This is a genomic window from Larkinella insperata (assembly GCF_026248825.1).
Taxonomy (GTDB): Bacteria; Bacteroidota; Bacteroidia; order Cytophagales; family Spirosomataceae; genus Larkinella; species Larkinella insperata.
In genome coordinates, this window is the sequence record NZ_CP110973.1 from 4034812 (window position 1) to 4057809 (window position 22998).

The 22998-nt window shown below is 53.4% G+C and carries 18 protein-coding genes; 8 read left to right on the top strand and 10 right to left on the bottom strand.

Features of this window, described 5'->3' with window-relative positions; translation table 11 throughout:
- Positions 1–50: 50 nt before the first annotated feature.
- From OQ371_RS16215 to ggt, 6 genes are all read right to left on the bottom strand, one after another.
- On the bottom strand, positions 51–863 hold the full coding sequence (locus tag OQ371_RS16215; protein WP_265989176.1) for a hypothetical protein: 813 nt from the start codon (positions 861–863) through the stop codon (positions 51–53).
- 565 nt (positions 864–1428) lie between these two features.
- Entirely contained in the window at positions 1429–1998 is a 570-nt protein-coding gene (locus OQ371_RS16220; protein ID WP_265989178.1) for a hypothetical protein, read from the bottom strand.
- A 602-nt stretch (positions 1999–2600) separates the two neighbouring features.
- Positions 2601–3470, bottom strand: coding sequence for a ChaN family lipoprotein (locus tag OQ371_RS16225; RefSeq protein ID WP_265989180.1), 870 nt, complete (start codon positions 3468–3470; stop codon positions 2601–2603).
- A 155-nt stretch (positions 3471–3625) separates the two neighbouring features.
- Positions 3626–4417 (bottom strand): 3-keto-disaccharide hydrolase, encoded by a 792-nt coding sequence (locus OQ371_RS16230; protein WP_265989182.1) that lies wholly within the window; start codon positions 4415–4417, stop codon positions 3626–3628.
- A 93-nt stretch (positions 4418–4510) separates the two neighbouring features.
- Positions 4511–5521, bottom strand: a complete 1011-nt coding sequence (locus tag OQ371_RS16235) for a threonine aldolase family protein (protein ID WP_265989183.1) — start codon at positions 5519–5521, stop codon at positions 4511–4513.
- 16 nt (positions 5522–5537) lie between these two features.
- The gene (ggt, locus tag OQ371_RS16240; RefSeq protein WP_265989184.1) at positions 5538–7271 is read right to left on the bottom strand and encodes a gamma-glutamyltransferase; all 1734 of its coding nucleotides are present in this window, start codon (positions 7269–7271) and stop codon (positions 5538–5540) included.
- 269 nt (positions 7272–7540) lie between these two features.
- On the opposite strand from ggt, the gene OQ371_RS16245 reads away from it, so the two are divergent.
- Together OQ371_RS16245 and OQ371_RS16250 are read left to right on the top strand one after the other, a co-directional pair.
- Positions 7541–9412, top strand: coding sequence for a 3-keto-disaccharide hydrolase (locus OQ371_RS16245; RefSeq protein WP_265989186.1), 1872 nt, complete (start codon positions 7541–7543; stop codon positions 9410–9412).
- 6 nt (positions 9413–9418) lie between these two features.
- A complete protein-coding gene (locus OQ371_RS16250; protein ID WP_265989187.1) occupies positions 9419–11446 on the top strand; it encodes a c-type cytochrome in 2028 nt (675 codons plus the stop codon).
- A 166-nt stretch (positions 11447–11612) separates the two neighbouring features.
- Here the strand turns inward: OQ371_RS16250 and OQ371_RS16255 are convergent, their stop codons facing one another.
- The gene (locus tag OQ371_RS16255) at positions 11613–12155 is read right to left on the bottom strand and encodes a DUF2911 domain-containing protein (RefSeq protein ID WP_265989188.1); all 543 of its coding nucleotides are present in this window, start codon (positions 12153–12155) and stop codon (positions 11613–11615) included.
- Positions 12156–12394: 239 nt separating this feature from the next.
- Here OQ371_RS16255 and OQ371_RS16260 point away from each other — a divergent pair, with 239 nt between their 5' ends.
- From OQ371_RS16260 to OQ371_RS16275, 4 genes are all read left to right on the top strand, one after another.
- Positions 12395–13396, top strand: coding sequence for a YheT family hydrolase (locus OQ371_RS16260; protein ID WP_265989190.1), 1002 nt, complete (start codon positions 12395–12397; stop codon positions 13394–13396).
- A 154-nt stretch (positions 13397–13550) separates the two neighbouring features.
- Complete coding sequence (gene serA, locus OQ371_RS16265; protein WP_265989191.1) at positions 13551–15455, top strand: phosphoglycerate dehydrogenase; 1905 nt, start codon at positions 13551–13553, stop codon at positions 15453–15455.
- Between the two features lie 77 nt (positions 15456–15532).
- Positions 15533–16609, top strand: a complete 1077-nt coding sequence (locus OQ371_RS16270; RefSeq protein ID WP_265989192.1) for an aminotransferase class V-fold PLP-dependent enzyme — start codon at positions 15533–15535, stop codon at positions 16607–16609.
- A 119-nt stretch (positions 16610–16728) separates the two neighbouring features.
- The gene (locus OQ371_RS16275; RefSeq protein WP_265989193.1) at positions 16729–17394 is read left to right on the top strand and encodes an outer membrane protein; all 666 of its coding nucleotides are present in this window, start codon (positions 16729–16731) and stop codon (positions 17392–17394) included.
- Between the two features lie 59 nt (positions 17395–17453).
- On the opposite strand, the gene OQ371_RS16280 is transcribed toward OQ371_RS16275, so the two are convergent.
- Entirely contained in the window at positions 17454–19493 is a 2040-nt protein-coding gene (locus OQ371_RS16280) for a M13 family metallopeptidase (RefSeq protein WP_265989194.1), read from the bottom strand.
- Between the two features lie 820 nt (positions 19494–20313).
- Positions 20314–20826: a hypothetical protein gene (locus tag OQ371_RS16285; protein WP_265989196.1), complete on the bottom strand. Its 513-nt coding sequence runs from the start codon at positions 20824–20826 to the stop codon at positions 20314–20316.
- 332 nt (positions 20827–21158) lie between these two features.
- Between OQ371_RS16285 and OQ371_RS16290 the strand changes: the two genes are divergently transcribed.
- A complete protein-coding gene (locus OQ371_RS16290) occupies positions 21159–21692 on the top strand; it encodes a GNAT family N-acetyltransferase (RefSeq protein ID WP_265989198.1) in 534 nt (177 codons plus the stop codon).
- 9 nt (positions 21693–21701) lie between these two features.
- Here the strand turns inward: OQ371_RS16290 and OQ371_RS16295 are convergent, their stop codons facing one another.
- Positions 21702–22049, bottom strand: a complete 348-nt coding sequence (locus tag OQ371_RS16295) for a DoxX family protein (protein WP_265989200.1) — start codon at positions 22047–22049, stop codon at positions 21702–21704.
- Between the two features lie 151 nt (positions 22050–22200).
- Between OQ371_RS16295 and OQ371_RS16300 the strand changes: the two genes are divergently transcribed.
- Positions 22201–22998: an SDR family oxidoreductase gene (locus OQ371_RS16300; RefSeq protein WP_265989201.1), complete on the top strand. Its 798-nt coding sequence runs from the start codon at positions 22201–22203 to the stop codon at positions 22996–22998.

A 22998-nucleotide genomic window follows, 5' to 3' on the forward strand; every position in this document is an offset into this window, starting at 1 on the left:
CGGGGCTTTTTTTACAAGTTGATTGGTGAAAATGGGCTGATCCGGCCGGATTAGATCACATCCTGGCGCGCAGCTTCCGGATCGTTATAGTTCCGGTCCAGCTGGTCGGTCGATTTCATATCAGCGGGAGCCTGCGCGGTGGAATGATCCTGCATGGGCTCTTTCTTGATGCTGCTTTCGTCCAGTGTTTCTTTCGGTTGTTCGAGCATCTGGGCCGTTTCCTGAGGCCGTTCGCCCGGCTGGTACGCGTGCGTATCTTTCGCATCGGCGTCGTATGGCCGCGCAGACGTACCCGTATCGGGGTGTTCCTCCATGCCTTCATCCGCCTTCGGTTTGGCATAATTGGCGGGTCCGGGGCCGTCGTTGGCGGAGCTGGTTCCTAAAAACTCCGGAAGCTCCTCGTTTTTGGCCGGGTCCTGGCTTTGCGTCGGGGCATCTGCGCCGGGCATCGTATCGGCAATGGCGCTCGTCGGCGTGTCCCGCTGGTCGGAGCTGTTGGTGACCTGGGAATTGTTTATTTCGTGTGACCGGCCGGGTTCGCTGGGTTCCGTAATTTCGGGATTGTCCGGTTTAGGCGTGGTGGGCAAATCCGGAATTTCGGGACCGGCGGGCGTAGGAGCCGGGGGCGTTGGCGTGTCGGGTCCAGCCGGAACCGGGTTGTTCGGATCGGGCGTCGACGGTAGTCCCGGTACCATATCGGCCTGCGGATGCTCCGACTGAATGTCGACAACATCATACGTCCGCTGGTTGGGTGAATACAGCCCCCGTTCCTCGTCGTTGGTATACTGGCTGGCCAGATCGTCGGAAATATTTGTTTCAACATCCGCCGTTGGAACCAGTTTGCCATCAACTAATTTAACCATATGAGTTTCGGCCTGATCCTGACCATATTTTGCATCAGCGTTGTCTGTATCTAACAGGTTCGCCGGTTGTGAGTCGTGAAACACATTTGATTCCATCGCGTTCGTTACGATTTAGTGAATAGATACCACTTATAACTGACGGTCTGGCAAAAGGTTTTATCCCGCAGGTCCGAAAGAGCCGCAAACAGGTAATGATTTTTGAAAAGTAGAAAGCACAACAAATCGCTGCATAACATGGCGGCAATCCGCAGTCTGGACGAGTGCGGACTTGTGGCAGCCGGTTTATAACCAGCGATTTATACTGTCTTCTGGCGCCGGGATGGGCACCTGGTTTGCCGATACGGTCCGTGCGTTCGATGCTCTGAAAAGTAGAGTGGTAATTGGGGAACACCGTGAGATCGGTTGCCGCTGGATCGGCCCACTAGACCCGCTTCGGGGGAGCATCGCAAGGCCGCGAATGGATCAACAAAACGCAATGAATACCGTGGGCGCTCGTCAGAAAGAACCGTTTTGGCAGGCTCGCTCAGTGCGGCAGATCCATCCTGTTGGCTAATTCGCCAGGATATTAGCCCAGGCGTCTGACAATCAAGCTATTGACTAAGTCGAAAAAAGCCACGGGTTTGAGGGTTCGCCAGTTGTCAATCTCATCCAGAGTGCCCCCGAAATTCATGTAATAGTCCAGCCGGTAGCGCTTCCATTCCGTTTCGACAAAATCCCGGAAGTTGACGGCGGCAATCCAGCCATCTTCTACGTCTTCGAACCACTCTTCATAATAGCTGTCGTCGGAGCCGTGAAAGTTGAGGATGTTTTCCCCCACCAGAATAAACTTATTAATGCCCTCGTTCACCAGCGGGTCAATGACCTGCCGTTTCAGGTACATGATATCGTTGTGCAGGGTGTCGTTCCACTCGCCAAACAACTCAATAACCACGAAGCGCCGGTCGTAATCGGCAAAGAGAATCTTGCAGTAGAGCGTTTCCGACCCGATTTCGTCCCAGAGTGGGTGGATGTAATAACCGTATATGGTATTGGTATACTGGTTCATGTTGTAAACGCGTCCGTAGAAGGGGGAGTTCGGATCATCCGTCGCGTTGTACCACTTTTCCCAGTTATAAAAAGGTTCTATCTCGTGCATAACAATCCGGCTGTTTACTGTCAATACCGGCTATTACAAAGATAACAAAAGTAACCCGGCGAAAGGTTGCCATTCCGGGGTGTCTGAAAACGAAAAAGTCCAGTAGCTTAGCCTCTGGACTTTCTGTCGGAAACGTGTATGGCTGATGAAATGCGCTACCTCCATAGCACAGTTCACCGCGTGTACCAATACCTACGAACCACCCGGATTTTTAGATTGCGGGGTTTTGAAAAAAGTTTGAAAAATTTATTCTGGATTATGTTTTTGTAGATATGTCCGCTGAAAATCAGGCGGTAATCTAGCGAAAAAGTTTTAGTTGAATTACAAGAAAGCCGTAGCTTCGCAAGCAATGACGCTTATGAATCGAATCCAGTGCGCCTGGAAATCTTTTGGAAAGGTAAAATTAAGTGTCTGGTCCGGGCGTGGAGTCGTCTTTTTGTGGGTCCTCCCCAAACCGTTGTTTACTGGATCGGCTTCGATGCTAAAGAGGGCGGGGAAGCGGGCCTATTGAGACCGTCGCAGACTAGGCGAGTCACACAGGCTGATCAGGCGCGCATTAAACAGGTTTACTCGGGTTGCCCGTCGCAGTTTCCGCAGCGCCGTCAATAGGTCTTTGTCATGTCGGCCGGGATGTGCAGAATAAAAGTAGCCAGATTCTGATTGGTTTTGTCCGGCTTTTCTACATCGGGTACTTCAACCGACGCAATGGTGACAATCTTTAAATCCGGCTGCTTCTGACGCAGATACCAGATTATTCCCTCGAAATTGTTGGAGTGATAAGACCCGTTGTAGTGCAGAAGCGTGGTGCCGGGTTTGCGGTTCTGGAGGATGAAATGGGCCATTGTGGCGTCCTTGATAGCCTGGGCGCGGGCAAAATTGGCGCCCTGCTCCGGGTCGGGTTTGGCATCACCGCCGTGCATCATGTCGAGCATGGCTTTGTAGCCGGGCAGCGTCAGATCAACTGTGAGCGGGAGGGGCGCAATCCAGGCTTTCTGGGCAGCCGGAATCGTATCGAGCGAAGCCAACCCCTGCCGGGCCACGGCGCTGGCGTACCGGCGTGGCACGTTCGTGGCGACAAACGGCAATTTGTGTTCCCGGGCAAAATCGACCAGCGGACGGTAATCGGTTTTGTAATTGTTCCAGAGCCGGGCCTGTTTGGGAAACTCCTTGTCCGTGGTTTTGCCGGAAACGTAATCAGACAAAGCCGTCTGGTTGTCGGCTTCAAACATTTCGGCCCCCAGAATCAACTGCTCTTTCCGATCGGCGTACAAATCCTTGGTTAGCTGCAACTCCAGCCAGTGGCAAATTGGATTGTTGTGCAGTTCGCCAAAAAAGACCACATCGGCGTCCTTGGCTTCTTTCAACACCTTCTCGTAGGAAATGGTCTTTAGCTTCTGGGTGTAAAATTGATACGCCGGTTTGTCACTGGTGAACGCCAAACAGCCGAGAACGAACAGGAGGAAGTATTTCATTGAATCTAATTATTTAGACGCAATATAAACAAGAAAGGTTATTTCGCGGAGTTTAACGGAGAATATCGGAGTGATGCAGAGGCTTCCTCCGCTAAACGCTCGTAAACTCCGCTCAATTCCGCGAAATAACCTATCCTGACTCAATCGAACCCGCCTTACAGCTCCCGAATCCAGATATTCCGGAAACCAACCGGGTTGCCGTGGTCCTGCAGCAGCAGCGGGCCTTTGCCGTGGGGTTGTACTTTCGGATAACCGATGTATTCCGTTGTGCCTTTGATGCGGGTATCGTACTGCACCAGAACGCCGTTCAGCAATACCGTTACTTTGCCCTGCTCCGACATCATGCCGTCCTTGTTGAAACGCGGTGCGTAATAGATGATGTCATAGGTTTGCCACTCGCCCGGTTTACGGCTTGGGTTCACCAGCGGAATTGCCTGCTTGTAAATCGAACCCACCATCCCGTTCGAATACGTCGGGTTGTTGTAGCCATCCAGCACCTGCAATTCGTAACGGCCCTGCAGGAAGATACCGCTGTTGCCGCGTCCCTGACCGCTACCTTCTACTTTTTCCGGGGCTCTGAACTCAATGTGGAGCTGGAAATCCTGGAACTCCTGCTTCGTCCGCAGGGAGGCTCCTTTGGCCGAAAACATGGCGCCGTCGCGGATCGGCCAGGTGTTGGACCCTTCGGTGACGCCACCCCAATTGGCCGGATTGTAGTCTTTCACGGAAACCCATTTGCTGCCGTCTTTGCCGTCGAACAGCACAATGGCGTCCGAAGGAGCCGTGGTGCCTGATGCCGTGTTGGGCGACAGAACGCCCGGCGTGACCACGCGCGGAACGGGTTCCCAGATTTCAGACGATTCCGGATTTTGCTGCCGTTTTTCCTGAGCAACCGCTACTTGAGCCGTACCGGCCAGTAAGATTAGGGCTAAGAAATTCTTCTTCATTCGTAACATGTAGGATTGTGTAAACAATGAGTTGTACGAAATATCGGGTTCAAAGATAAATTAAATGTAATCGCCTTGCTTGTTTCTACCCATTCAGGCCAACCTTTTTTGTAATTCTGCCAGATGGTCGTCCGTAAAATCCAGGTGCGTCACGAAGCGTACCAGGTGTTTGCCGAACACACTGCACCGAATTCCCTTTTCCGCCAGTTGCCGGACGTAGTCGGTCGCCAGCACCGTTTCGTTCAGACGGAAAATGACGATGTTCGTGTCAATCGGATAAATGTCTTCCACTTCCGGAAGGGACCTGAGCATTGGCTCAATGGCGCTGGCCCGGCGGTGATCATCCTTCAGTCGGTCAATGTGGTGGTCGAGGGCGTATAGACCGGCCGCAGCCAGATATCCGGCTTGCCGCCAGCCCCCGCCCATCACTTTACGGTAACGCCGGGCCTGCTTGATCACATCGCGGGTGCCGAGCAGCAACGAGCCCACCGGACAGCCCAGCCCTTTGGACAGACAGATGCTGATGGAATCAAACAAGGTACCGTGTTCGAGCGGGGTTTCGCCGGTTTCGACCAGCGCGTTGAACAGCCGGGCTCCGTCGAGGTGCAGGATCAAGCCGTGTTCGTCGCAAACGTCCCGGATTGCCTTAATTTCCGGCAGCGTGTAGTAACAGCCCCCGCCTTTGTTGACGGTATTTTCCAGGCAAACCAGCTGCGTACGGGGCCGGTGTACGTCGTCGGGCTGAATATGGTCGCGGACCAGTTCGGGCGTTAGTTTGCCGAATTTTCCCTGCGTCAGGGTCACCGACGCCAGCGCGTTGACGGCAATGCCGCCCCCTTCGTAGAGGTAGACGTGGGAAAGCTGATCGCAGATCACGTCATCGCCGGGGCGGGTGTGGGTCCGGATGGCGAGTTGGTTGGTCATCGTGCCGGACGGGCAAAACAGCGCGGCTTCCTTACCGAACAGCCGGGCGGCTTTTTCTTCCAGGGCATTTACGGTGGGGTCGTCGCCGGAGACATCATCGCCAACTTCGGCCCGGAACATGGCCTCCAGCATAGCCGGAGTGGGTTTGGTAACGGTATCGCTACGCAGATCAATTATCATGTTGATGTAGTTTAATTCAATAGCCAGCGGCCTGTCCGTCTTTTCGCATTTCGGACGCTCCCTGGTAAACGCGGTTGGCGGGCATAATCTGGATGGCCTGATACCCACCGAAAAAGTCGGTGTCAGTCAGGCGGTGGCCCCGGCGCTGCAATTCCTGCCGAACGGCTTCGGAAATACCGCTTTCGAGCGCCAGTTTGCCGCCGTCGAGCATCTGGGTTCCGGTGGGTTCGCTGCTGCCGCCGTGGCTGAACCGCGCGGCATCACCGGCTTCCTGCACGTTCATGCCGAAGTCGATGAGGTTGCAGAGAATTTGCAGGTGGCCCTGCGGCTGCATGGCCCCGCCCATCACGCCGAAGCTCAGAAAAGGCTGATTGTTTTTCAGGACAAAACCGGGAATGATGGTGGTAAAAGGCCGTTTGCCCGGCGCATACACGTTTGCGTGACCTTCTTCCAGGCTGAAACTGGTGCCCCGATTCTGGAACGTAAAGCCCAGGCCGTCGGGTACCATCCCGCTACCGAATTCGAGCATGTTACTCTGGATCAGCGACACGATGTTGCCTTCGTCGTCGGCGGCTGTCAGGTAAACCGTATCACCGGATTGCAACACCGGCACCCCAGCATCGATGCGCTCGGCGGCCCGGTTGGGGTCGATGAGTTTACGGCGTTGGGCCGCGTATTCTTTGGAAAGGAGCCAAGGCAGTGGAATTTTGGAAAAGTCCGGGTCGGCGTAATGCCGGGCGCGGTCTTCAAACGCCAGCTTCTTGGCTTCGACCAGCAGGTGCAGGTAATCGGCACTGTTGTGACCCAGCGCTTTGAGGTCGTACCCCTCCAAAATGTTCAGCATCTGGAGCACCGAAATGCCCTGACCGTTGGGCGGGAGTTCGTAAACGTCATACCCGCGGTAATTCACCGAAACCGGCTCAATCCAAGTGCTCCGATGGGCCGCCAAATCTTCCTTTCGCAGGTAAATTCCCGTTCGGCGGGCGTACCGCTCCATCGCATTGGCCAGAGAACCTTTGTAAAAAACATCCCGTCCTCCGGTACCGATAGCGGTATACGTAGCGGCTAGATCCGGGTTCCGGAATAGCTGACCTTCGGCGGGAACCTGGCCGTTGACCAGAAAGGTCTTGCGGAAATTCGCAAACTCTCCGACGGTTTTCTGGCTGGCTTCCAGCCGACTGACAGCGGTTTTCCAGGAAAAGGCAATGACCTGCGGCACCGGAACGCCCTCCCTGGCATACCGGATGCTGGGGGCCAGGAGCGTTTTCATCGGCAATTTTCCAAACCGTTTGTTCAACTCAAACCAGCCATCGACCGCACCCGGCACCGATACCGACAGCGGACCGTACAGCGGCAGTTGCTTCTGATCGCCCAGTAAACTCTTTAGTTTGGCGTACGTCAATCCTCTGGCCGAACGGCCACTGGCGTTCAAGCCGTATAACTTCCGGTCTTTGGCAGACCAGACAATCGCGAACAGGTCCCCGCCGATTCCGCAGTTGTTGGGTTCCACCAGACCGAGCATGGCGTTGGCGGCAATGGCCGCGTCGATCGCCGTTCCGCCTTGTTTCAGAATCGCCAGACCCGTCTGGGTTGCCAGCGGATGGCTGGTGGCAACCATGCCGTGCTTGCCCAGTACCGGGCTGCGGGTGGCGAAATGGGCACCGGTCAGGCGGTCGCCTTTCCCGGACTGCCCAACGGCCTGAGCGTGGGCAAGGACAAGCAGCAGTGACAAACAAAAAATAAGGCGCATTGACGGCGAAAGAAAATTCAGCATTAAAAATACACTCATAATGCGATTTGTCCTACTTGTGAGAACCCGTTGCAGTTCTTTCTAATAAAAAACTGTATGGGATTTATGTCTCTGAAAGATAGTCTGATTACCCAGCGGATTTGGGAATTTTGAGTCATATTTGTAACCCGAAAATTTACAGTTAGAAAAACAGTTTACGCCGATGGGGACAACTATTTATAAAAAAATTTAAAAATGTGGTAACTTTCCACCCCAAATTTCAAAACCATATGATCTTTAATTCTATGACCGCAACGATGGCTCGGGTGTTGTTGGGTGTCGGCTGGGTCTGCAACGTTGGGTTAGCAATTGCGCAACCCAAATCGGATCAGCCCAGTGCGCTGCCGCTCAACGACCTGAGCGCATTCCAGAAACCCGGAAAAAACTGGCAGATCGTCGGTGATGTTTCGGCGAACCTTAATCAGAACAACGTATTAACCAGCACAAAGGGCACCGGTGTGCTGGCCAACTTACCCGTCAAAGACGGTAACATCGATTTGGTGTCGAATTTTCAGCACGGTGACGTGGATCTGGACCTGGATTACCTGATCGCCAAAGGTTCTAATTCCGGCATTTACCTGCAGGGGCGGTACGAAATTCAGTTGCTGGACAGCTGGGGGGTGAAAACGCCCAAAGCGGGGGATAATGGCGGAATCTACGAGCGCTGGGACGACAGCAAACCCGAAGGGCAGAAGGGCTACGAAGGCCACCCACCCCGCCAGAACGCCAGCCGGGCACCGGGCTTGTGGCAACACCTGAAAATATCATTCCAGGCCCCGCGCTTCGACGCCAGCGGCAAGAAAATTGAAAATGCCCGGATGCTGCTCGTTGAACTGAACGGCGTGGCAATCCACGAAAACGTTGAACTCTCGGGACCGACCCGCGGGGCACTGGGCAACAACGAAGTGGCGATGGGACCGCTGCGGATTCAGGGCGACCACGGACCGGTGGCCATCCGCAACATCGTCATTAAAAATTACGACAAACCCCGTCCGGAGCTGATGAACCTGAAGTATGCGGTTTACAAAGGACGGTTTGACAAAGAGCCGGATTTCAGCAAGTTACCGCCCGAAGCCGAAGGTTCGTCGGTCATGCTGACGGCGAACGTAACCCGGATTCCAAACGATTTTCTGATTCGGTACACGGGCACGCTGCGCGTGAAAGAGCCGGGTGAATATGCCTTCAACCTGGGGGCCGCCGGTGGGGGTGGTATGATGAAAATCAACAACAAAGTGGTCATCACCCCGGGCGACCGTCGCCAGAACGGCAGCGTAACGCTACCGGCCGGAGATGTACCGTTTGAATTGATCTACGCCAAGCTGGAAGACTGGGCCAAACCGTCCATCGGACTGGCCGTTACCGGTCCCGGTATCCGCGAATACATCATCAGCGACGCCAGCAACAACAATTCCGGCGACCCAACCGACCCGATTCTGGTCGATGCGTCGTCGAACACCATTCTACGCAGCTTCATGGACATGCCCGGCTACAAGAACGCGCAGGGCCGGACGTTGCGGGTTGTACACGCGGTTTCGGTGGGCAGCCCCGAGCAGGTGCACTATACCTACGATATGGACAACGGTACGCTGTTGCAGGTTTGGCGCGGTAAATTTCTGGATGCAACGCCGATGTGGCACGACCGGGGTGATGGCTCATCGCGGCCAATGGGTATGGTACAGTGGTTGGGGACGCCGTTGCTGGGCTTGACCAACCTGTCGTCTCCGCAGGCCGCCTGGACCACCGATACGACCGGCAGTGGCTTCCGGCCAAGAGGCTACGTGCTCGACGAAAACGACCGTCCGACGTTCCGCTACCAAACCTACGGCGCTACCGTAACGGATGCCGTGCGGGTGCTCGAAAATGGCCAGGGGGTTCGCCGGGAGCTGACCGTGCAAAATCCGTCGGCTAATCTGTACGCCCGGTTGGTGGAAGGCAATAGCATTGCTCCGATGGAAAACGGCATGTACATCGTGGATGGCAAAGCCTATTACGTTCGCATCGACGATGCCGGGGGCGCAACGCCAACGGTGCGGAAAGTGGGCGAACGGCAGGAACTAATCGTTCCGGTGAAGGGAAAACTGAGTTACTCGATCTTGTTTTAACTATATATGAAGCGAATTAATACATCGATTCTTCGCCGGACGGCCTTCAGCGCTCTGCTATCAGCGGCCGCTTTCTCGATGGGTTGGGCGCAGGAATCGCCCAAGGAAGAAGATTTTTACAAAATTCTGAAAGTGTCGGCACCGGAAGGAACGCTGCTGGAAGTGGGCGGTTTGGCCGTGCTTCCGAACGGGGATCTGGGCGTGGCTACCCGCCGGGGCGACATCTGGATTGTTGAAAACCCAACCAGCCGCCGGCCGTTCTTCCGCAAATTTGCGTCGGGGCTGCACGAGGTGCTGGGGCTGGCCTACAAAGACGGTGCTCTCTACTGCGCGCAACGCGGTGAGCTGACCAAACTGGTCGACACCAACAAGGACGGCAAAGCGGATGTCATCGAAACCGTCACCAACATTCCGGTTTCGGGGCACTACCACGAATATACCTTCGGCCCGAAGCTGGCGCCTGATGGTTCGTATTTCATCTCGGGCAACGTAGCGTTTGGTGATGAGAAATGGTGGGCGGGCGAAAGCCGGGTCCCCTGGCGCGGCTGGATTATGCACATTACCAAAGACGGGCAAATCGAACCCTGGGCAACGGGCGTCCGGTCTCCGGCGGGTCTGGGCATGATTGACGGTGAACTGTTCTACGCCGACAACCAGGGCGACTGGATCGGTTCAGGCGGTGTTTGGCACGTTAAGAAAGGTGCGTATATTGGTCACCCGGCGGGTCTGCGCTGGAGCAGTGATCCGAAGTCACCGGTCAAACTGACGCAGGAGCAAGTGTACGCCAAAGTGAACCCCCGCGATAACCGCGACGAGCGGGGCCGGGCCATCAAACCGGAAAACGTGGTGGACGAAAAATTCGTGACTCTGTTTGAAATGAAGAAGGAGTTTCCGGAAATCCAGTTGCCGGTGGTGTGGTTGCCCCACGGTATTCAGGGAATTTCCAACTCCGAGATCACTCAGATTCCAGAAGGGTCGTTCGGGCCGTTCAAAGGCCAGTTGCTGGTGGGCGATCAGGGTCAGAGCAAGATCACGCGCGTGTTCATGGAAAAAGTGAATGGTGAATTCCAGGGTGCTTCCATTGATTTTCGCAGTGGTTTCCGCTCGGGCGTTTTGCGGATGGCCTGGGCCAAAGATGGTTCGCTGTTCGTGGGCGAAACCAACCGGGGCTGGGGCTCAGCGGGCGAAGCCGATGAAGGGCTGCAACGCCTGACCTGGAACAACCAGATGCCGTTCGAGATGCGGGCCGTTCGTGCCATGCCCGACGGTTTTGAGGTGGAATTTACGATGCCCGTTGACCGCAAATCGGCCGAAGACCTGGCTTCTTACTCCGTTGAAAGCTTCATTTATAAATACCACCCGGTATACGGCAGCCCGACGGTTAACAAACAAACCTGCGCGGTGAAAGGCGTAAAAGTGTCGCCCGACGGTTTGAAAGCCCGCGTAATTGTAGACAACCTGCGTCAGTATTATATCCATAACATCACGCTCGAGGGTGTTCGGGCGGTAGAAGGATCGTATTCGCTGGTGCACCCCACGGCGTATTACACGCTGAACAACATTCCGGAAGGACAGAAGCTGGCCATGAGCGAGGTAAGCACGACCAACTCGGCGGCTGCCAAAGCGGCTCCGGCCACGCCGGCCAAGAAAGGCGCTCCGGCGAAACCCGGCGCCAAAGCCGGTGCCAAAACCACGGCGGCTGCCGGTACAAAAACCGGGGTGCTGATCGCCAAAGCACCGACGTTTGAGGAGGTAAAACCGCTGCTGAACCGGCACACCTGCTCGGCCTGTCACAACGCCGAAAAACGGCAGGTAGGTCCGGCGTTTTCGGATGTTGCCAAACGGGGTTACAGCAACGAGAAAATTGTTGAGCTGATTTACAATCCGAAACCGCAGAACTGGCCGGATTATGCCACGGAAATGCCGCCGATGCCGCAGGTTCCCAAAGCCGACGCGCTGAAAATTGCGGCCTGGATCAATTCACTGGGCACCAACGGCAAAACAGCCGCCACCAAAAATCCAGACCAGCCTTAAAGGGTCATGAGTGAAGAAGTAAGAGTGAAGGGTCGCGCTGCGGTCACCAACTCATAACTCTTACTTCTTCACTCTTAATTTACTAAATGAAAAGAGCCCGGCCAGATGGCCGGGCTCTTTTCATTTAGTAAGGGCCTCGCTGGCGAGCTGCGCCGAGGGCTTTCCTTCAGTTGGTTCCGCCGGTTGGTTTAACCGGAATGGAAATAGAAGCCTGATCCCACGCAATGGTTACGTCCGATTCGGTGGGGGTGATCGTCAGTTTTTCCACCGGTGCGGAAGTTGTCTTGGCCGGAACCTTGATCTGGGCTACGTCCTTTTTCTTCAGTTCAGCGCCTTTTACCGGGTCGATGTAGTCATAAGCACCCCATTGACCGAGTTTGCTGTTCAGAATTACTGTCCACTCTTTCTCATCAGGGATGGTGAAGAGGGTGTACGTACCGGCTTTCACCATTTTGTCGCCGAACATAACATCTTTGGCAAACGTGATTTCGGTGGCTTCATCGGCACCCGTACGCCATACTTTACCGTATTTTTCCAGACCGTTCGGACCAAAGATAGCCCGTCCCCGTTTCGACGGCTGACCATAAACAACTTTTATGCTTTTGCCAGGGCTTTCGGCCTTTACGTGCGGACTTTTCGCCTGCGCCAAAACAAGGGAAGTGTTCGCGGTGAAGAGGAGCGCCAGAATGAATAACAATCCTTTTTTCATAGGTACTAAACTGTTTTAGGTGAATGATTTGTCACAAAGAAAACAAAACTTAGAGCAAAAAATAGTCAATTGGTTTAATTCGCCAGCAAAATAAGTTGAATTAACTGTAAAAATAATACAAACGTAAAGGCAAATACTGATAAATGGAGGGTTAAAAATAATCTCTTTGGTCTTTCCGGAGCTTTGATTTTCCCATTGATTCCTAACCGTGTACCTTTGTGTTTCTTCAATGAAATGCTATGCCGCTGATTGCTCCGTCAGATTACCGTCCGCCCGCTCATTTGTGGAATGGTCACCTGCAAACGATTATTCCGTCGCTGTTCCGGAAAGTCGAGGTACCGTACGTCCGCGAACGGATCGAGACGCCGGATGATGACTTCCTGGATCTGGACTGGAGCCTTTCCGGAGGTAAGAGTTCAGGAGCAGAACAACCTCTAATTCCTAACGCTGAAGTCTTAACGATTCTTTCCCACGGCTTGGAGGGTGACTCCCGGCGGCAGTATCTGGCCGGAATGGTGCGGCATCTGACGGCCAGCGGGTTTGACTGCCTGGCCTGGCATTACCGGAGTTGCAGCGGAGAAATGAACCGGCAGGCGCGGTTTTATCACCTGGGCGAAACGAGCGATCTACGGTTTGTGATTGAGTATGCTTTGCAGAAAGGGTATCGGCACCTCAACCTCATGGGCTTCAGCGCCGGGGGTAACATTACGCTGAAATACCTCGGCGAACAAGGGAAGCACATTCATCCGGTCATTGAAAAAGCCGTGGTGTTTTCGGTGCCGCTTCACCTGACCAGCGCATCCCGCCGACTGGAAGCCTGGGACAGTCAGATTTACAACAAACGGTTTAACCGGACGCTCAAACGGAAAGTTTTTGAGAAAGCTGCGATAATGCCGGGTGTGATTCATACGGACGGATTGCAAAAAGTGCGAACTTTGCGGGAGTTTGATAACCTGTTCACGTCCAGGCTGCACGGCTTTCGGGATGCGGAAGATTACTATCAGCAGAGCAGTTCATTGCAGTACCTGGATAAAATTGCGATCCCGACCCTGATCGTCAATGCTAAAAATGATCCTTTTTTGTCGCGCGAGTGTTTTCCCGAAGAACTGGCGCAGCAACTGCCCAACGTCTGGATGGAATTTCCGGCCCAGGGCGGTCACTGCGGTTTCGCTCCGGCCGACCGCCGTAAAGCAGCTTATTGGTCGGAGGAGCGGGCATTACGGTTTTTAAAAGGCGATTAGCGGGCGATAGCGGGGCGTTTGGGCGGTAAGGAATGCCGTCGTCACAGTGGTGTTGATTACGAGACTATCTGAAAAATAAGTATAGTTCATCTTCCGGTACTAAGGCAGGCATTGGAAGATAGTTTAAATGCCGACAATTATCAGGAGTAAAGCGATGTTAACCAAAACGCTCGAACAGACGTATTTCGTCATTGATTTCGACAGCACGTTCACCAAAGTAGAAGCTTTGGATGTACTGGGTGAAATCTCACTGGCTGCCCACCGTGACCGGGAAGCCATTCTCGAAAAAATCAAGATCATCACCGACCGGGGAATGTCGGGGGAACTTTCGCTGGCGCAGTCCATCGAAATGCGGCTGCAACTGCTGACGGCCCACCGCGACCACCTGCCCGCTCTGATCGAAACGCTGAAGAATGAAATCTCGGATTCTTTTCAGCGCAACCGGCATTTTCTGGCCGAACACGCCGATCAGATTTTGATCGTCTCGAGCGGTTTCAAAGAATTCATTGTGCCCATCGTTACGTTGCTGGGCATCAAAGAGGAAAATGTGTTTGCCAATACGTTTGTCTTCGACGAAGCGGGCAACATTGTCGGCTGCGACTGTGAAAATCCCCTGGCGACTGACAAAGGGAAAGTGAAGCTGATCAGGGACCTCAACCTGGACGGCGACATTTACGTAATAGGCGACGGATACACCGATTACGAGATTCGTGAGTCGGGGCTGGCCAACCGTTTTTACGCTTTCACCGAAAATGTTATGCGCCCAAAAGTCATTGAAAAAGCCGATTATGTTGCGCCTTCACTCGACGAGTTTTTATACCATAACAAATTGAACCGCAGTCAGTCTTACCCCAAAAGCCGGATCAAAGTGCTGCTGCTGGAAAACGTCCACCCCGTGGCCGTTCACCTCTTCGAAAGTGAAGGTTTCAATGTGGAAATCCTCAAAGGAGCGCTGGACGAGGACGAACTGATCGAAAAAATCCGGGATGTGTCTATTCTGGGCATCCGTTCCAAAACGCAGGTCACCAGCCGGGTGCTCGAACACGCCAACAAACTGATGTGTATCGGGGCGTTCTGCATCGGTACCAACCAGATTGACCTGAAAACCTGCACCGAAAAAGGGATTGCGGTGTTTAATGCGCCCTACAGCAACACGCGTTCGGTGGTGGAACTGGCCATCGGCGAGATTATCATGCTGGTGCGGAACATCGTACCAAAAAGCAACAAAATGCACGAGGGCGTTTGGGACAAATCGGCCAAGAACAGCTTCGAGGTGCGGGGCAAAAAACTCGGTCTGGTGGGATATGGTAACATCGGTACCCAGTTGTCGGTCGTGGCCGAAGCGCTGGGAATGGAGGTGTATTTCTACGACATTGTCGATAAACTGGCGCTCGGCAACGCCAAGAAGTGCAAGAGCCTGGACGAACTGCTGGCGATTTCGGACTTTGTCAGCCTGCACACCGACGGGCGGGCCAGCAACAAAAACCTGATCGGTGCGCGGGAGTTTGGCCTGATGAAGGAGGGCGTTATCTTCCTGAATTTGTCGCGGGGCCACATCGTGGATGTGCCGGCGCTGGTCGAAGCCATTAAGAGCGGACGGGTTGCGGGTGCGGGCGTTGATGTATTCCCGTACGAACCCAAAACCAACAACGAAGAGTTTATCAACGAACTGCGTGGTTTGCCCAATGTTATTCTGACGCCCCACATCGGTGGAAGCACGGAAGAAGCGCAGGAAAATATTGGTAATTTCGTGCCGGGTAAATTGCTTGAATACATGAACAACGGCAGCACCTACGGTAGTGTCAACTTCCCCGAACTGCAACTGCCCTTGCTGAAAGATTCGCACCGGCTGTTGCACATTCACGCCAACGTGCCTGGTATTCTGGCGAAAATCAACGCCATTTTTGCCAACTACCACATCAACATTCACGGCCAGTACCTGAAAACAAATGAGCAGATTGGGTACGTGATTACCGACGTTTCCAAAGATTATTCGGACGAGGTTGTGAGTGAGTTGCGGCACATTGACAATACCATCAAATTCAGATTGTTATACTAAAGAGTGCGGGTGTTGGGGAGTGAAAGCGCGGGTTCGTTCTTTCACTCCTGTACGCTTTCATCTTTCACCCTTTGACTATGAAACAAACCTACTTCACCGCGGGACCCGCAGAATTATATCCGACGATTTACCAGCATCTGCAAACCGCCATGGATGAGCAGATCGGGTCAATTTCGCACCGGAGTGCCAAATTTCGGAGTCTGTACCAGTTTTGCGTCGAGCAATTGCGCGAACTGCTGACCATTCCCGAATCGCACGGCATTTATTTTACTGGTTCAGCCTCCGAAGTGTGGGAGCGGATTATGCTCAATTGCGTTGAACACGAAAGCTTTCACCTGATCAACGGGTCGTTTTCGAAGAAGTTCTGCGAATACGCAACGGCGGTCCACAAGTATACCCACAAGCAGGAGAAACCGTTCGGGGAGGGGTTTGACTACGGCGAAGTGCAGGTGCCGGAATACGCCGAACTGATTGCCGTAACGCACAATGAAACCAGTTCGGGCGTGCAGATGCGGACGGTGGATATCCACAAGCTGAAGCGCAGCAACTCCAAGAAGCTGATGGCGGTCGATATGGTGTCGTCGGCTCCTTATCCGGATCTGGACTTTTCGCTGATCGATACGGCTTTCTTCTCCGTGCAGAAAGCGTTCGGGATGCCTGCCGGGCTGGGCGTCTGGATTGCCGGGGATAAGTGCCTTGAAAAAGCGGAGATGCTCAAGCACGGCGATCAGCACATCGGTGCCCACCACAACCTGCCGACCCTCTGGAAAAACTTCCAGACCTACGAGACGCCCGCAACGCCCAACGTCCTTTACATCTACCTGCTGGGCAAAATTGCGCAGGATTTCAACCGGATCGGCATTGAAACCATGCGCAAGGAAACGGAGGAGAAGGCCAAAATGCTGTATAAATTCATTGAAAGCCATCCGGAATTTTCACCCTTCGTCAAGGAAGAACGCCATCGTTCGCGAACCGTGGTGGTGGCCAACACCCAGCGGCCGTCGGCGGAGGTGATCAGTAAGGCGAAGGAAGCCGGTCTGATTGTCGGCAGCGGTTACGGCCAATTCAAAGATTCGCAGATTCGGATTGCCAATTTCCCGGCCACCAACGCTGAGCAGATCAGCCAGTTGATCGACGTATTGGGGCAAATCTAAACGTGTACACGCCAGATTACGGCGAATTACCGGAAGCGATTCCGTGTGATTCGCCGTTTTTTTGCTTAATAACAATTTTTGGATTGCTGAGTTGTAAGGGAACAACTCAATGCTAGCCAATGAAAACGTTTATTCACCGGATACTCTTTCTGGTAACAATAAGTCTGACAACAACCGCCATCGCACAGGCGCAGGAAACCGATACACTCCGGCGGGATACTCCTCCCGTAGCAACCCAGCCAGACACCACGTTGCGCTCAAACCGGGTATTTTTCGATGTTCGTCCCTCGTATTTTGACCGCACCAATTCGCCCTGGTTTCGCAGCGGGGCTTTCCTGCTGGGCGCTTCGGTTGGTTTCGCAACCGGTCGGGGTCAAGGATTGTATACAATATTTAGCCCACGGGCGGCCTGTTTTGTTCAGCGGGGCTTAGCAGTTGGTTTTCGGGGCGCTTTTGAAAACCGGGCCAACACCAGCTACCGGGCAAACTCAGCGGGGGCCTTTTTGCGGTATTACCCGGTACGCAACAACTTTTACGTCTACGGTGAAGGGGGCTTTAATGTGGGGAAATTCAAATCCAGTGATGTGGGGCCTAACGACCGTCGCGGTTTCAGCAGCATCAACATTGGTATTGGTATGGGCCTGAAAGTGGCAAATAGCCTGAGTGTGGAGGCCATGATCGAAAATAATTATTACGATAAAGCCCCGGTTTATTCGGGGAATAACCGGGGCCCACAGATCAAAGTTGGCCTTAATTACCACATCCCGGCCCGGGATCGGTATTGAAGAACTGCGGTTTTTCGCCCGTACGCAATTCAGCACGGGCGAAAAACCGCAGGTTTGCATTACCAGACTTTGGTTTGATCCACTTCGGGTTTGTACAGTTTCTGGCCGGATTTAACGTCAAATGCCCGGTAGAAAGGCGCAAAGTTAGTCAGCGGACCGTTAACCCGGAATTTGGCGGGGGAGTGCGGATCAACCTGCACACGAACCCGCTGCGCTTCGTCGCGGATGACGGTTCGCCAGATTTGGGCAAAACCCAGGAAAAACCGTTGGTCGGGCGTGAAACCGTCAATTTTCTCGTTGCTTTTGCCCTGATCGGTCAGCTTGAAGGCATCGTAGGAGATCGCCAGACCGCCCAGGTCGGCCAGGTTTTCTCCCAGCGTCAGGCGTCCGTTCAGGTTCAGGTTGTTCAGAACCGTGTAGTTGTTGTACTGAGTAACCACCTGATTGGTTTTGGCCGTAAACTTATCGGCATCCGATTTCTGCCACCAGTCGCGCAGATTTCCCTTCACGTCATATTGCCGTCCCTGATCGTCAAAAAGGTGCGTCAGTTCATGGCCGATAACCATCCCGATGCCTCCGTAATTGATGGCGTCGTCGGCGTCCTTGTCAAAGAACGGGAATTGCAGAATGCCGGCCGGGAATACGATCTCGTTGAACGTTGGGTTTGCGTAGGCATTTACCGTCGGCGGGGTCATTCCCCATTCGCTCCGATCCACCGGTTTTTCAATTTTACCCATGCTCTCCTTGTTGTCGTGTTTGCGGGCGCTCTGAATGTTGCCAAAATAGTCATCCCGGTTAATTTCGACATCCGAATAATCCTTCCACTTGTCCGGGTAACCAATCTTTTTGGTGATGCCGTCCAGTTTCTCGAGGGCAATTTTCTTGGTTTCCGGCGACATCCAGTCCAGTTTTTCAATCCGGTTCCGGTAGGCTTTCTGCAGGTTGTCAACCAGGGTCAGCATCCGTTCTTTGGCTTCGGGTGTGAAGTATTTTTCTACCCACAACTGGCCGAGCAGTTCACCCAGGTACGAATCGGTGTTATCAGCCACGCGTTTCCAGCGTTCTGACAGCGCTCTCTGACCGGATAGCGTTTTTCCGGCAAATTCGAATTTTGCCATCACGAACGGTTTGCTCAGCAGGCTGGCGTTGTTGTCAATAAAGCGAAACGTCTGCTGGTCTTTGATCACGTCGAAGGGCGTCGACGCCAGTAACGTACTGAGTGCCTGGTAGTATTCGGGCTGGCCCATCAAGACGGTATCGGTTTTGGCCGTCATGGTTTTCAGGAAGGCCGTCCAGTCGATGTTGGGCGTCAGTTTGTTCAGATCGGCTACCGCGTATTTGTGGTAATTTTTGATCGCATCGCGCAGGTCGGCCGCGGCTTTGTGCGATTTGGCTAAGTTGGTTTCGAAGGCCAGAATCCCGTCGGCTTTTTTGCGGGCCGTAGTCGAATCCACGCCGGTCAGCGTAAAGAGTTTGGTAATGTAATTGACGAAAGCCGCCCGGACTTTCTTCGTTTCTTCATCATTCTTAAAATAGTATTCCCGTTCCGGCAGGCTCAGGCCAGCCTGGCTGAAATTGATCCGGTTGATGTCGCTGCGCCGGTCGTCGGCCCCAACGTAAAACCCGAACAGGGCGCCCCCCCGGTCGGCTTCGTCGGCGGCTACGTAGTTCAGGTACTGTTGGTAGTCTTTCAAAGCCGCAATGGCCGCCAGACCCGGTTTCAGCGGTTCGTAGCCTTTTTTCTCGATGGTTACCGTGTCCATACCGCTGGCATAGAAATCGCCCACTTTCTGCTCCGTGCTTCCTTTCTTGGCTCCGGCGGCTGCGGCTTCTTCCAGAATGGACCGGGTTTTCTTCTGGTTTTCTTCGAACAAGGTGTAGAAGGAGCCCCATCCCGACTGGTCGTCGGGGATTTTAGTGTTTTTAATCCAACTTCCGTTGGCGTACGAAAAGAAATCGTTGCCCGGCGCAACGGTTGTGTCCATGCCGGTTTTGTCGAAAAAAACGGTTCGGGTCGCCGTTTCTTCTTTTTCCGTTTTGCAGGCGGTGAACAGCAGCGTTCCGCCAACGGCTAATAGAAGCGATTTTGAAAGGTTCATTTTTATGGTTTCGTATTGATTTAGCAGAAAGCCATAAAAGTAGTTTTTTTATTGATTGGTCCCTTCACCCGATCTGCCTTGGCGTGTAGAAGTTTATTGCCTAAAAGAAGGATGTTCGGCTTATTCAGGTGAAGTTCAGCCGGAGAAGGCTTCATCGTAAGAGCAATCCATTGATCCTTCTTGAGAGGAATGATCCGGGGCTGTTAACCGTTTTCGCAAGAGTAAACGGGTTGCTGACTTTTGGTATCATCAGGTATACGTTTTAGCCAGCTTACCAAGTCGAAACGGGAGTAATATCCATCTGGTAAGTACCGCCGTGTCGGATTATAGCGCGATTTGCTTCGCATCTTATAGAAATTGCTTCACCAGTTATAGTTTTTCTCAGACGTAACTCGGGCATTTTCAAGAACTTTACAACAGTCTTCGGGCTTCCTCTAAGGGCTGGAGCCACCCTTTGTCGTGGCGACGAAAGGGTACAAGCAGCGCTTAGAGAGATTCTTTTTCGGACTAATTAAGATGTTACAATACTTACAGGCCCGGCAGTTTTTGCCGGGTTTTGTTTTGGGTGGCCCTGTACGGTAATCCAGCATTCTGAATACGTCACGAATGGAAAACAACTCGATTGCGCTGCGGTCGGGTTTTGTTTTAACTGGGATTAGTAGACAATCGATAAAGCCGTTGAGAGTAGATCCAAGTAAGTTTAGGCGGCATTCGGGTGACTGCGGGGGCGATAGCGCTGGAGCGCAGAAAATGGGTAGGCAAAGTGCCTGGGTTCGCTGATCAAAGTAAAACCCGGACGTTTATACGTCCGGGTTTTGTCTCAGACCGCTTCGGCAAACAGGGCTTTGTACTCCTTCACTTCCGCGATTCCTTCGATCCGGCAGAGGGCATCGACAACCGCCATCAGACCGTTGTATTGATCCGCGCTGATCTGCTCTTTGGTGTGGGCGGGATAATCCTTTACGTGAATGGACGTATTGCGTTCAAAGGCGGCTTCAATCCGGGCCAGATCTTTAATGGAATAGCCGGTTATTTTGATGTTTTCCAGGCCCAGTTGAACAAAGTAAGGAACGATGCTGGGCGAGTTGATTAATTCTTTGTAGGAGTGAATCACCTGCCGCTTGCCGTGGGTAAAGAAAAAGCGGGCCCATTTGTTATTTTCAACTTCGCAGCGCAGTACGCCCAGCGAATCCTTATAAACTTTCGCACCGTAACCAGCTGCAACAATGTTGCCGACAGCACAGGCATTGCAATCTCCTTTGGCCAGCGTGTCGGTAAAATATGCGTTTACCAGTGCACTGATCGCACGGTTGAATCGTTCTGGGGTTTTCATAGACATTGCTTTTTGATGACAAAATCACTTGATCTATATAACTAGTCCCGTTTCATTCCGGCCCGTTTAGAATCCGTTTTTTTATTTAACAAGCCAGATTGTTACTCCCGTCAGTCCGTTCGACCTTGGGTGAGCCGTTGGCTCAAAACCTGAGCGGCAATTGGAGTGAATGCTTATTTTTGTATCGGTTTAAATAACTGCCTCTGAAAACGTTACTTCTTTACGGCTCCGTGCCGGGAATGGCTTACTGATTGATTAACGGGTCAAACCATCGCCCCTGGGGTGACATGCCCGCTATTGCCTTTTTTATCAATCAGTAAACCATTGCATCCATGACTCCCTTATTTTCAACGCGCTTACAACTCATACCGCTTAGCGAATCCGACCTCGAACACTTGCTTACTAGTCGCAGAGCCCTGGAAATTTCCCGGGGTCTAACGGTTTCGAACCTGGAACTGAATGCCGAAAACGGCTTCATGGAAGAATTTGCCGAAGCGACCCGGCATTTTGTCCTCCCCAATGTGAAGGCTCACCCCGAGGCCTGGTTTTGGTACACCAACTGGCTGATCGTCCACCGGGAATGGAACCTGACCATCGGGGGCATCGGAGTGGCTGGACCGCCGGACAATACCGGGCAGACAATGATTGGTTATTTCATGGACCGAAAATTTGAAGGCCAAAACTACACAACCGAAGCTGTCGGTTGTTTTGTGGATTGGCTTTTTCAGCATCCGGACGTGCAAACGGTGGTTGCCGATACGCCGGTGAACCATGTTGCTTCGCAGCGGGTGCTGCAGAAGAACGGTTTTCGGTGGGCCGGAGAAGTGGAAGAGGGGATTCGGTGGCGGAAAAGCCGTCCGGCCTGAACGGGTCGGTCAGGTAAATCGCCACGCCCACCAGATCAGGACGGCCTGAAGCGGTAACCGCCCCCAGCGGATCCAGGCGGGTATGCTGGCGAATTTATCGGCCGTTGCCATGTAAACATTCGCCGGAAAAACCGCAATCAACAGCAGAATCAGCCCCCATGCCGCCAGCGAACGGGTTGCCGGAAACAGCAACCCAACGCCCAGCACCAGTTCGGCAACCCCGCTGAGCAACACCATCAGCGAATGATAGGGAATGTAGGGCGGCATGATGTGGAGGTACGGTTCGGGGCGAAAAAAATGCAGTAAACCCGATATAATGTAAACGGCGGCAATGCTGTAAAGATTCAGGCTGTTCATGGAGGATAGAGATGGTTTGTGCCAAACGGTCCTGTACGATCCGTTTAAAACTATACGTTGCGTAGAAAATTTAGCATCATTTAGGGAATTTTCTAACAAAAGGGGCGGGGTTCGGGTAAAGTAGGATAGAAACACATAAGTCGCTGGTGACATGATGAGTCAAGATAAAGAATTTACCGGAAAAGTAGCGTTGATAACCGGGGCCGGTTCGGGAATCGGCAAGGCAGCCGCCCTGTTGCTGGCCCGCAAAGGAGCCCGCGTAGCTGCGCTGGGCCGCACCGACACCGAACTGAAGGAAACCGTTGAGGAAATTCAGCGGGACGGGGGCGAGGCCATGCTCGTGCTGGCCGACATCTCGAAGGCCGAGGACATGGAAAAGGCGTACGCGGACGTACAGCGTCAGTTTGGCGGACTGCATATTGTTTTTGCCAACGCCGGAATCAACGGCGTCTGGGCCCCTATCGAAGAACTGGAACCGGACGAGTGGGACAAAACCATGAACATCAACCTGCGCGGGACCTTCCTGACGTTGAAATACGCCATTCCACTGCTGAAAGAAAAAGGCGGTTCGGTTATTGTAACCGCTTCCGTGAACGGAACCCGGATTTTCAGCAACACCGGGGCAACGGCCTACTCGACCACCAAGGCCGGGCAGGTGGCCTTCACCAAAATGGCCGCCCTGGAACTGGCCAAACACCGGATTCGGGTCAACGTTATCTGCCCGGGCGCGATTGAAACCAAAATCGATGAGAATACCCAGAAACGCGACCTGGAGTCGGCCCGCGAACCGGTTGAATTTCCGGAAGGCGTTATTCCGTTGACCGACGGCGAGCCTGGCACCAGCGAACAGGTGGCCGAGCTGGTTGCGTTCCTGGCTTCCGACCGGGCCAGCCACATCACCGGTACGCCGATCTGGATCGACGGAGGGGAATCGCTGCTGATGGGGTAA